Annotated in this window: 11 protein-coding genes; 7 read left to right on the forward strand and 4 right to left on the reverse strand. The window is 54.5% G+C overall.

What is annotated here, in order from left to right; all coding sequences use genetic code 11:
• Nucleotides 1-178: 178 nt before the first annotated feature.
• From metG to Q3970_RS10415, 3 genes are all read right to left on the reverse strand, one after another.
• Complete coding sequence (gene metG / locus Q3970_RS10405) at nucleotides 179-2,260, reverse strand: methionine--tRNA ligase (protein WP_303100503.1); 2,082 nt, start codon at nucleotides 2,258-2,260, stop codon at nucleotides 179-181.
• A gap of 121 nt (nucleotides 2,261-2,381) precedes the next feature.
• A complete protein-coding gene (gene argJ, locus Q3970_RS10410; RefSeq protein ID WP_303100504.1) occupies nucleotides 2,382-3,539 on the reverse strand; it encodes a bifunctional glutamate N-acetyltransferase/amino-acid acetyltransferase ArgJ in 1,158 nt (385 codons plus the stop codon).
• A 109-nt stretch (nucleotides 3,540-3,648) separates the two neighbouring features.
• Nucleotides 3,649-4,095 carry a CopD family copper resistance protein gene (locus Q3970_RS10415; protein ID WP_303100505.1) on the reverse strand — a complete coding sequence of 149 codons (447 nt, stop codon included), beginning with the start codon at nucleotides 4,093-4,095 and terminating at the stop codon, nucleotides 3,649-3,651.
• Between the two features lie 158 nt (nucleotides 4,096-4,253).
• Here Q3970_RS10415 and Q3970_RS10420 point away from each other — a divergent pair, with 158 nt between their 5' ends.
• Nucleotides 4,254-4,463 (forward strand): glycine zipper 2TM domain-containing protein, encoded by a 210-nt coding sequence (locus tag Q3970_RS10420; RefSeq protein WP_303100506.1) that lies wholly within the window; start codon nucleotides 4,254-4,256, stop codon nucleotides 4,461-4,463.
• 175 nt (nucleotides 4,464-4,638) lie between these two features.
• Nucleotides 4,639-5,370, forward strand: a complete 732-nt coding sequence (locus tag Q3970_RS10425; RefSeq protein ID WP_303100507.1) for a dienelactone hydrolase family protein — start codon at nucleotides 4,639-4,641, stop codon at nucleotides 5,368-5,370.
• Nucleotides 5,371-5,508: 138 nt separating this feature from the next.
• Here the strand turns inward: Q3970_RS10425 and Q3970_RS10430 are convergent, their stop codons facing one another.
• Entirely contained in the window at nucleotides 5,509-5,838 is a 330-nt protein-coding gene (locus Q3970_RS10430) for a hypothetical protein (protein WP_303100508.1), read from the reverse strand.
• A 578-nt stretch (nucleotides 5,839-6,416) separates the two neighbouring features.
• Here Q3970_RS10430 and Q3970_RS10435 point away from each other — a divergent pair.
• The 5 genes from Q3970_RS10435 to secB all read left to right on the forward strand — a co-directional run bounded on the left by Q3970_RS10435 (nucleotide 6,417) and on the right by secB (nucleotide 10,149).
• Nucleotides 6,417-6,968, forward strand: coding sequence for a porin family protein (locus Q3970_RS10435; protein WP_303100509.1), 552 nt, complete (start codon nucleotides 6,417-6,419; stop codon nucleotides 6,966-6,968).
• Between the two features lie 252 nt (nucleotides 6,969-7,220).
• Complete coding sequence (gene pyrB, locus Q3970_RS10440; protein WP_303100510.1) at nucleotides 7,221-8,141, forward strand: aspartate carbamoyltransferase; 921 nt, start codon at nucleotides 7,221-7,223, stop codon at nucleotides 8,139-8,141.
• A gap of 10 nt (nucleotides 8,142-8,151) precedes the next feature.
• A complete protein-coding gene (pyrI, locus tag Q3970_RS10445; protein WP_303100511.1) occupies nucleotides 8,152-8,610 on the forward strand; it encodes an aspartate carbamoyltransferase regulatory subunit in 459 nt (152 codons plus the stop codon).
• Between the two features lie 143 nt (nucleotides 8,611-8,753).
• On the forward strand, nucleotides 8,754-9,554 hold the full coding sequence (gene cysE, locus Q3970_RS10450; RefSeq protein WP_303100512.1) for a serine O-acetyltransferase: 801 nt from the start codon (nucleotides 8,754-8,756) through the stop codon (nucleotides 9,552-9,554).
• Nucleotides 9,555-9,714: 160 nt separating this feature from the next.
• A complete protein-coding gene (secB, locus tag Q3970_RS10455; RefSeq protein ID WP_303100513.1) occupies nucleotides 9,715-10,149 on the forward strand; it encodes a protein-export chaperone SecB in 435 nt (144 codons plus the stop codon).
• Nucleotides 10,150-10,382 lie beyond the last annotated feature (233 nt).

Here is a 10,382-nt window from a genome sequence, read left to right on the forward strand (position 1 = left end):
TTGCCTTGCATACGCGGTTTTTGCCTCAAAAAACCGCTTCGCCGGTCAATTGTCAGCAGACCCTAATGTGTTTTACGGTTGTTCGGCAGGCATAATGCCCGCTCTAACGCAAAAAAGCCTGTCTGAAATTTTTCAGACAGGCCTTGCCTTTGCCGTAACAAATGGGAGGTGCTTGGGTTTAACCCACTTTATCCCCCGGCTGTGCGCCTTCGTCCGCATCAAGCAAACGCAGCTTGCCGTCAGCCGTGGCGGCGCTCAGAATCATACCCTCGCTCATACCGAATTTGGCCATTTTGCGCGGGGCGAAGTTGGCCACGGCAATCACCATGCGGCCGTTCAGTTCGGCGGGGTTGGGATAAGAAGCGGCGATGCCGGAGAAAATCACGCGTTTTTCGAAGCCGAAATCAAGGTCGAATTTCAAGAGTTTGGTACTGCCTTCCACGGCTTGGCAGTTGATCACTTTGGCCACGCGCATGTCGATTTTCATAAAGTCGTCGAAACTTGCCTGTTCGGCAACGGGGGCGAATTTGCCCTCTTCGGCAGGCGCGGTTTCGGCAGAGGCCGTCTGAATACTTTGTTTGTTGGCTTCGATTAAGTTGTCCACTTGCTGTTGCTCCACTCGTTGCATGAGGTGTTCGTATTTGTTGATGGTGTGTTCGCCCAAGGTTTGGCGCGTGTTGGCCCAAGTGAGTGCATTCACGTTCAGGAACTTGGCGGCATTCGCGGCCACATTCGGCAACACGGGCGCGAGGTAGGCGGTGAGCATGGCGAAGGCGTTGATGAGTTCGCTGCACACTTGGTGCAGGCGCGTTTCTTGGCCTTCCTGTTTGGCCAGTTCCCACGGCTTGTTGGCATCCACATATTCGTTCACGGCATCGGCCAGCGCCATGATGTCGCGTAGGGCTTTGGCGTATTCGCGGGTTTCATAGTCGGCGGCTATCGTTTCGGATTGGGCGGCAAGTTGTTGCAGCAGCGGGCTGCCGGAAACGTCTTTCAGACGGCCTTCAAAACGCTTGGCGATGAAACCCGATGCGCGGGCGGCGATGTTCACATATTTGCCCACCAAATCGCTGTTGACGCGGGCGATAAAGTCGTTCAGGTTCAAATCGATGTCTTCGATTTTGCTGCCCAGTTTGGCGGCGATGTAGTAGCGCATCCACTCGGGGTTCAGGCCTTGGTCGAGATAAGATTTGGCCGTGATGAAGGTGCCGCGCGATTTCGACATTTTTTGGCCGTCCACGGTTAAAAAGCCGTGTGCGAACACGCCCGTCGGGGCGCGGTGGCCGGAAAACTCAAGCATCGCAGGCCAGAAGAGCGCGTGGAAATAGAGGATGTCTTTGCCGATAAAGTGATACATCTCGGTTTGGCTGCCGGCTTTGAAGAATTCATCAAAATCCACGCCGATGCGGCCGCACAGGTTTTTAAACGAGGCCATATAGCCCACGGGCGCATCCAGCCACACATAGAAATATTTGCCCGGCGCGCCGGGGATTTCAAAGCCGAAATAGGGAGCGTCGCGGGAAATATCCCAGTCGGAAAGGCCGCCTTCGCCGTTTTCGTCGGGGTGCAGCCATTCTTTCATTTTGTTCAACGCTTCGGGCTGCAAGTGTTGCTGTACGCGGCTGTCTGAAAGGGTGGTGCTGCCCGCTGTCCACTGTTTCAGATAATCGGCGCATTCACCCAGTTTGAAGAAGAAGTGTTCTGTTTCGCGCAGCTCGGGTTTCGCGCCCGACACGGCGGAGTAAGGATTAATCAGCTCGGTGGGCGAATAGGTGGTGCCGCAGCTTTCGCAGTTGTCGCCGTATTGGTCTTGCGCGTGGCATTTGGGGCATTCGCCTTTCACGAAGCGGTCGGGCAGGAACATTTGTTTTTCGGGGTCGAACAGTTGTTCAATCGTGCGGCTCTCGATTTTGCCGTTCTCTTTCAGGGCGCGGTAGATTTGTTCGGAATAGGCTTTGTTTTCAGGGGAATGGGTGCTGTAATAGTTGTCGTAGCCGATGAAAAAGCCCGTGAAGTCGGCCAGATGCTCGGCGTGAACCTTGTCAATCAGCGCTTCGGGCGTGATGCCCTGTTTTTGCGCCGCCAGCATGACGGGCGTGCCGTGGGTGTCGTCGGCGCAGCAGTAGTAGCACTCGTGGCCGCGCAGTTTTTGAAAACGCACCCAGATGTCGGTTTGGATATGCTCGACCATATGGCCCAAGTGGATGCTGCCGTTGGCATAGGGCAGGGCGGAGGTAACGAGGATTTTGCGTTTGGTCATGGTTTGTGCTTGAAAAAACGGGAATTTATAAAGTGTGGGATTATAGCGTATAAAATGCGCCAAAGGCCGTCTGAAAAATATTCAGACGGCCTTTGGGGGTGAAAAGAGGGCTGGTTTTAATTCAGGTGCTGTAGTCGGCATTAATCCTGATATAGCCTTCGGAAAGGTCGCAGCCGTAGGCTGTAAATGCCCCTTGGCCGATATTCAAATCTACCGAGATGAGGATGTTTTTTTCTTGCAGATAAGTTTTAACTGCTTTCAGCCCTGCTTCGTCCAGCTGCCGGGGGTAGGTTTCGATGCCGCCGAAACTGATGCTGACCTTTTCCGGAAGAATGTCATCATCCTCTTCGCATTTGCCGACAGCCATGGCCACCCGCCCCCAGTTCGGATCTTCTCCGTGTATTGCGGTTTTGACCAGCGGGGAATTAACAACGGCCTTGGCAACACGCTTGGCTTGCGCACTGTCTCTCGCCCCCGTAACCGCAACTTCCAATGATTTGCAGGCACCTTCGCCGTCTGAAGCGATCATGCGCACCAGTTCAAGGGCTGTGTCGTAGAGTGCCGCTTCAAACTCCACGGGGTCGGCTTCTCCCGCCAGCCCGTTGGCCAAAATAGCGGCGGTATCGCTGGTTGAGGTATCTGTGTCGATGCTGAGGGCATTGAAGGTTTTTTCGACAACCCTCCGAAACATATCATCCAGCAAAACCGGATCGATTTTGGCATCAGTAAAGAAAAAGGCCAGCAGTGTCGCCATATTCGGTTCAATCATTCCCACCCCTTTGGCAATACCGGCCAGGCAGGCATTGCCGACTTTTCGTGCGGAATATTTGGGGTGTGTGTCGGTGGTCATGATGGCGGCGGCGCAACGCCCGAAATCCGCAGGCTGCAGGGAAGGGTTGCCGGCAAAGAAAGCACGTATTTTTTCCATCGGATAGCGGCGGCCGATTATCCCCGTAGACGCTATCAGCAATTCTTCAGGGTCGGCGTTTGCCGCCTGCCCCAAACGTTCCCGTATTTCCCGGGCATCGGCCAATCCTTCGGCACCGGTGGCCACATTGGCATTGCGGGCAATAACGATTACCCCGCGTGCCTTTTGCTTTTTGGCGGTTTCGCGGGATAAAACAACGCTGGGGCCTGCAAAGCGGGATTGCGTAAACATGGCGCTTACACATGCAGGTTTTTCAGAGATAACGGCGATAAAATCATCGTTTTCATCTTTAATGCCCAAATTGGCGATAATGTTTTGAAAACCTTCCGGCTGTATTTTTATACTGCTCACGGTTAAATCCTCTCGGGGTTTATGGAAACAACTTTCCCTTATTTTTGAAATAAGCAGCAGGCGCAGTCCAATATCTTTCAGGCGGCCCCTCTATAATTGTGCCACCTGCCTACCAAGCCGCATAAAACATGGTTTTCGCCAGCAGCACAATCATCACCATTTGGAAAAACACCGCCCGATGGATATATTTCGACCATGCCGCCGTGAGCGTGCCGCGCCGCATTTTGGTAACGGCAATCAGAAAATGCGCCAACACGCCGAAGGCCAGCAGCACCTTCAAACACAGCTGGGTGTTGAACGGCGCGGCAAACGGTGCGGCGAAAGCGGCGGCATAGCGGTGCGCCATCGCCAGCCCCGACAAAAACACGCCGCCCACCACCCACGGCATCACCCGCACGGCGCGCCGCATAATGGCTTTTTCTACCGTTTTTCTTGATTCCTTCGGTACATCTTTGCCGTGTATGGCCGATAAAACCAAAGTTTCAAAGAAAACACCGCCCACAAAAACAATGGCGCAAAACAAATGTATGATATGTGCAACAGAATAAACGCTCATAAAATATAATTTCAAACTTTTGTTCAGTTTTAAAACTCTTTACCCCTGCCGATATATCATTATCCGTATCCTATGCCATACTGCAGGCGCTCTTAACAGGGAATCCCGTCCTTTTCAGGATTTTCCCGCAATATAACACCTTTTTTAAGGAGGACAACATGAAATCAACCATCGTTAAAGCCATTGCCCTGCTGGCCGTTGCCGGTTCTCTCACTGCATGCGAAAGCATGAACCGTACCCAGCGCAACACTGCTGCCGGCGCCGTTATCGGCGGCGTGGCCGGCAACATGATCGGCGGCGACACCGGCTCCACCCTCGGCGGTGCAGCCTTGGGCGGCGTGATCGGCAGCCAGGTAAAACGCCGCTAACCTGCCCGGCTATAACCTGAAAAGGCCGTCTGAAAATGTTTCAGACGGCCTTTTATTTTGATTTTAAAGAAATAATCCAATAGTTTCATACACTTTTCCCCGCAGAGCCTTGAACGCCCGTGCCGCATCATTTAAGCTTGGGGCCGTCTGAAACCCCAACACAAAGGAGCCTGATATGCCGATTACCACCCGCACCGTGGAATACGCCACCGCCGGTGGCCTCACCCTGCAAAGTTACCTGTGCCTGCCCGAACACGCCGTCGGCAGTCTGTCGGGCATATTGGTGGCACCCGAATGGTGGGGTTTGAGCGTGCACGCCAAACGCGCCGCCGAACGCTTGGCCGAACAGGGCTATGCCGCGCTGGCGATGGATTTATACGGCGGCGCCCGCCTCACCGATGATGCCGCCCAAGCCAATGCCTGGATGACCGAAGCCCTTGCCGACCCCGCCGTGCTGGCCGAGCGCACCCGTTTGGGCTTGCAAGCGCTGGCCGCGCAGCCCGAAGTGGACGGAAACCGCATCGGCGCCATCGGTTTCTGCTTCGGCGGCCGCGTGGTGCTCGATATGGCGCGCCGCGGCGACGATTTGAAAGCCGTAACCAGCTTCCACGGCATTCTCGCCACGCCCGAGCCTGCCCGCGAAGGTTTTATCAAAGGCGAACTGCTGGTCGAACACGCCGGTTTGGATACGATGGTAACGATGGATGCGGTGGAAGCCTTCCGCAAAGAAATGGATAACGCCAAAGCGCGCTACCATATCGATGTGTTCCCTTATGCCAAACACGGTTTCACCAATCCGCAGGCCACCCGCAACGGTGAGAAAAACGGCGTGGATTTGGCCTATAACGAAGCCGATGCCGAAGTGGCGTGGCAGAATATGCTGAACCTGCTGGAACGCACCCTGTAACCGGGTTGCACCGTTTTACGGTATCAGGCCGTCTGAAATCCCTTGTACCGGGGTCTGTTTCAGACGGCCTGATTTGCTTTAAATATCCTGAACAGGCGAACTTGCGCCGTCTGTGCCGGAAACTTCAAATATTTCCGGCTATTGTTTGGCACGCGCATCGCGCGAGGCCTGCCAGGCAGCGTTTAAACGGCGGCCGGCCGCTTCAAGCGCGCTGTCGGCCTGCGCTTTTTTGGCGGTTTCTTCCTGCAGCTCGCCCTGCATCTTGGCAATATCGGCTTCGGCCTGCTTAATGCGAGATTGGGCGCCGGCAATGTCCGACTGCAGCGAAGCGATGCGGCTGCCGCTGTTGTGCTGCGCCCTCAGGGCGGCGCGGTAGGCGGCCTGTGCGCTTAAGAGTTCGTCGGAAACGGTATCGGCCTGTGCGAACGGGGCGGTGAGTAAAAAAGCGATAATGGTCAGTTTTTTCATCAAGTTTCCTTTTCAGCTGAGACAGCGCCGTTTATGGCGGCAGAATTTAGGTTTATTTGGGGGAAACCCCGTCCGAATCAGGGCAGCACGTGGGGTGATGTGGTGCTTTAATGTGGCGCCCTGTGTGTTGAAACATAGTATTTCCTTATGCCGGCAAAACCGGCCGGCTTCGGTTATATGCGTCCGAACCGGCCTGCTTGTGTAAAAAAACAGGCATGTTGGCGGCAAAAAACCACACCCGCAAGTGTAAACCTGTTGCGGCCGGGGCGGGCGCCGTTTTTTTCAGACGGCCTGCGGGCGTGTAAAAAAACAGCGTCGGCAGAAACCGTGCCGGTAATGTGTTTTTTTGCAGCGGTTTCAGCATCTTGGTGGAGGGGCGGCCGCCCCGCATAAACCGTTCGCAACAGTTCCCGCCTTTGTGAATATGCAAAAAATCCCTTAAATTACAAACGTTAAGCGGCAGTGAAATCGTGTAATTCCGCCATTTTGACGCTTGTGGCAGGGCGCGGCCGGCGCAATACTGTATTCACGGAAGGCGCGGTTGCGCTGCCGTATTTTATCCCGATAGGAGTGAAACAATGAAAAAAGCGTTATTGACTGTTTTAGCTTTGGGTTCGGCCGCTGCGGTTTGTGCCCAACCTTTAAGCAACACATTCACAGGCCCGTCTGTGGAAATCGGTGCCGGAACCAGCAAAACCGATGTGAAAAACAGCAATCTGAACGAGAAACACAAAGCTGATATGTCCGTGCGCGGCAACTATAACGTCGAATACGGAAACAACTGGATCGGCGGTGCCGAAGTGGCCGTGAAGCCGCTGCACCGCAAAGTAGGCAGCAATGCCGCCGGTGAAATGAAACAGAAAATGGATGCTTCTGCTTCTTACGTGCAAGGCTACCGCTTCGCGCAAGATGCCATGGTTTACGGCAAAGTAGGCTACCACTACGGCCGCTTTGAAGGCGTGAACGGCCGCAGCCGCAACATGGACGGCGTGGGCTACGGCGCAGGCCTGAAATATGCGGTAACGCCCAATGTCGAAGTCGGCGGCGAATGGGAGCAGACCCGTTTCAAACGCCACGGCGACAAGGCCACCAACAACAGCTATATGGCTACCGTAGGTTACCGGTTCTAAACCGCCCTCTGGTTTTGTCCTAACCCTTCCTTTTCGGCAAACTCGTCAAAGCAAGAATAAAGGCCGTCTGAAAAACCGCTTTCAGACGGCCTTTGGTTTATGCGATAATCGGTCAAAGTTTACCGACCGCAAAACCGCCATGTTTTCCGTTTGCCCGCGCCGCCTTTTCAGCCGCGCTGCCTGCCGCAGCGGTTTTGCCGTTTTCCGACAATGCCCGTATCCACGGGTTTTTTTATGGAAAAAGGAAATGCCATGTCTAATCTGCTTTACCGTCAAAATGTGATTTCCATCTCCGATTTGAGCACGCCGCAGCTTGAATTGCTGCTGCATACCGCGCTCAAGCTTAAGGCCGAGCCGCGCAGCGATTTGCTGGCAGGCAAGTTGATAGGCTCTTGTTTTTTCGAGCCTTCGACGAGAACGCGGCTATCGTTTGAAACCGCCGTGCAGCGTTTGGGCGGCAAGGTGATCGGTTTTGCCGACGGCGCCAATACCAGCGCGAAAAAAGGTGAAACGCTGGCCGACACCGCCCGCATCATTTCCAGCTACACCGATGCGATTATCCAGCGCCACCCCAAAGACGGTGCCGCGCGCGTGCTGGCCGAGTTTTCGGATGTGCCGGTGATTAATGCGGGAGACGGCACCAACCAACACCCCAGCCAAACCCTGCTGGATTTGGTAACGATTTACGAAACGCAAGGCCGTCTGAACAATTTGAAAATCGCGATGGCGGGTGATTTGAAATACGGCCGCACCGTGCATTCGCTGGCGCAGGCGCTCAAGCGCTGGGGGTGCGAATTCGCTTTCGTGTCGCCGCCGAGCCTGGCCATGCCCGACTACATCACCGAAGAGTTGGACGAAGCCGGCTGCCGTTATCAGATTCTGCCGTCGCTCGAAGCGGCGGTGGAGTGGGCGGACATCCTTTACATGACCCGCGTGCAGCGCGAGCGTTTCGACGAGCAGGAATTTGCCAAAATCCAAGGCAAATTTAACTTGGACGCATCTATGCTGGCAGGTGCCAAAAGCAATCTGCGCATCCTGCATCCGCTGCCGAGGGTGGATGAAATCCACCCCGATGTCGATGCCACCCCGTATGCCTATTATTTCGAGCAGGCCACCAACGGCGTGTATGCCCGTATGGCGATTTTATCATTGATTCTGAACGAAGAAGTGTAAGGAGTGCGTGATGAACAAGAAGCAATATAGTGTCGAGGCCATTCAGAGCGGTACCGTTATCGACCATATCCCCGCCGGCAAAGGCTTGACGATTCTGCGCCAATTCAAGCTGCTGCATCCCGGCAATGCCGTTACCGTAGGCTTCAACCTGCCCAGCAAAAGCCACGGCAGCAAAGATATTATTAAAATTTCCGGCGTGCATCTCGATGAAAAAGCCGCCAACCGCTTGGCTTTGTTTGCACCCGAAGCCACCGTTAATGTGATTGAAGACTTTCAAGTGGTTGAAAAGCGCCACCTGAGCCTGCCGGAAACCATCAGCGAAGTGTTCCGCTGCCCCAATCCCAACTGCGCCAGCCACGGCGAGCCGGTGAAAAGCCGTTTTTATGTGAAAACCAAAGGCAGCCAAACCAAACTGAAGTGCCATTATTGCGAAAAAACCTATTCGCGCGAGTTTGTTACCGAGGCTTGACAGGCAGTTGCGGTGCGCCGTGCAAAATACAGGCGCCTCTTTCTTCCGGATACAGGCCGCAGATTGCCGCCGCCACGCTTGCCAACACCGCCGGACTTATAATATAACTCCCGTTCAACCCACTGTTTCAGACGGCCTTCACCATGAAAAAAGATCATCTCAACACCCCCGGTTTCGATGTTTGGCAGGCTATCCGCGAAGAAACCGGAGAAGCTGCGGCGGCCGAGCCGCTTTTGGCCAGCTTCCTGCACCAAACCGTTTTGCGCCACCCCACAATCGATTCGGTTTTGGCCTACCACCTTTCCAGCAAACTTTCCAGCGCCGTTATGGACGCACGCGCCCTGTTTGAAATGTATGTTCAGGCCTTGGGCAGCGATCCGGCCATTATCGAGGCCGTCAAACTTGATTTGCTGGCCTGCTACGAGCGCGACCCTGCTTGCGACGAATATTCGCTGCCTCTTTTGTATTTCAAAGGCTTTCATGCGATTCAGGCGCACCGCATCAACCACTGGCTCTACACCAACGGCCGCAAAACTTTGGCGTATTTTCTGCAAAACCGCTCGTCTGAAGTGTTCGGCGTCGACATTCACCCCGCCGCCCGTTTCGGCAGCGGCCTGATGCTCGATCACGCCACAGGCTTCGTTGTGGGCGAAACCGCCGTTCTCGGCAACAATATCTCGATTCTGCACGGCGTAACGTTGGGCGGATCGGGCAAAGAGGGCGGCGACCGCCACCCGAAAGTGGGCGACGGCGTGATGATAGGCGCCAACGCTTCGGTGCTTGGCAACATCCGTATCGGCGAGAGTGCCAAAATCGGCGCCGGCAGCGTAGTGGTGGCCGATGTAGAGCCGCACACCACCGTAGTGGGCGTGCCCGCCAAACCTACCGGCAAAGTACACAATCCCGCTGTAGAAATGGATCAGAGCATAGGCTTTATGATTTGACCGGACAATTTCGCAGCAGGCCGTCTGAAACGGTTCGGGCGGCCAGCACAGGTTCTGCAAAAAAGCCGGGCGGGATTATTTGCCGCACGGCCTTGTAAAAATACCGTCCGGCACCATATAGTACCGAATCGTTATCCCTCGAACCAACAGAAAGAAAGCTATGAGCGAAGAACTGCAACCCGTATTCAGCATTGAAAAACTGTATGTAAAAGATTTATCCCTCGAAGTGCCCCACGCGCCGGCCGTGTTTTTGGAGCAGGGCGAGCCTGAAGTAGACATGCGTGTTTCAACCGAAAGCGAAAAACTTGAAGACGGCTTTCACGAAGTAACCGTAACCGTAACCGTAACCGCCAAATTGGGCGACGAGCGCGTGATGTTTTTAAACGAAGTTTCGCAAAGCGGTATTTTCCGCTTGGAAAACATTCCTGATGAAGACGTGCAGCTTTTGCTGGCCGTTGCCTGCCCCAACATTCTCTTTCCCTACGCCCGCGAAACCGTTTCCACCACCATCACCCGAGCGGGCTTTCCGCCCGTGCTGCTGGCACCGATTAACTTCGAGGCCATGTATCAGCAGGCTCAAGAAGGCAACGCCTAACCGTTTGGCTATATAAACCGGGGCCGTCTGAAAAATTCAGACGGCCCCGGTTTATAACGGATTTAATTATAGTGGCTTAAATTTAAAAGAGGACAAGACGGCGAAGCCGCAGGCAGTACAGATAGTACGGCAAGGCGGGGCAACGCTGTACTGTTTTAAATTTCAGCCACTATACATACTGAGACCTTTGCAAAAATCCCAAAACTCCTCTAAATTCCCCCTAACGGATTCAG

This window comes from Neisseria sp. (assembly GCF_030530745.1).
Taxonomy (GTDB): Bacteria; Pseudomonadota; Gammaproteobacteria; order Burkholderiales; family Neisseriaceae; genus Neisseria.

Excerpts from the sequence above, each read along its gene's own strand:
- metG (WP_303100503.1), bottom strand. The coding sequence starts at position 2,260 with ATGACCAAACGCAAAATCCTCGTTACCTCCGCCCTGCCCTATGCCAAC.
- Q3970_RS10415 (WP_303100505.1), bottom strand. The coding sequence starts at position 4,095 with ATGAGCGTTTATTCTGTTGCACATATCATACATTTGTTTTGCGCCATT.
- Q3970_RS10420 (WP_303100506.1), top strand. The coding sequence starts at position 4,254 with ATGAAATCAACCATCGTTAAAGCCATTGCCCTGCTGGCCGTTGCCGGT.
- Q3970_RS10425 (WP_303100507.1), top strand. The coding sequence starts at position 4,639 with ATGCCGATTACCACCCGCACCGTGGAATACGCCACCGCCGGTGGCCTC.
- Q3970_RS10430 (WP_303100508.1), bottom strand. The coding sequence starts at position 5,838 with ATGAAAAAACTGACCATTATCGCTTTTTTACTCACCGCCCCGTTCGCA.
- Q3970_RS10435 (WP_303100509.1), top strand. The coding sequence starts at position 6,417 with ATGAAAAAAGCGTTATTGACTGTTTTAGCTTTGGGTTCGGCCGCTGCG.
- pyrB (WP_303100510.1), top strand. The coding sequence starts at position 7,221 with ATGTCTAATCTGCTTTACCGTCAAAATGTGATTTCCATCTCCGATTTG.
- pyrI (WP_303100511.1), top strand. The coding sequence starts at position 8,152 with ATGAACAAGAAGCAATATAGTGTCGAGGCCATTCAGAGCGGTACCGTT.
- cysE (WP_303100512.1), top strand. The coding sequence starts at position 8,754 with ATGAAAAAAGATCATCTCAACACCCCCGGTTTCGATGTTTGGCAGGCT.
- secB (WP_303100513.1), top strand. The coding sequence starts at position 9,715 with ATGAGCGAAGAACTGCAACCCGTATTCAGCATTGAAAAACTGTATGTA.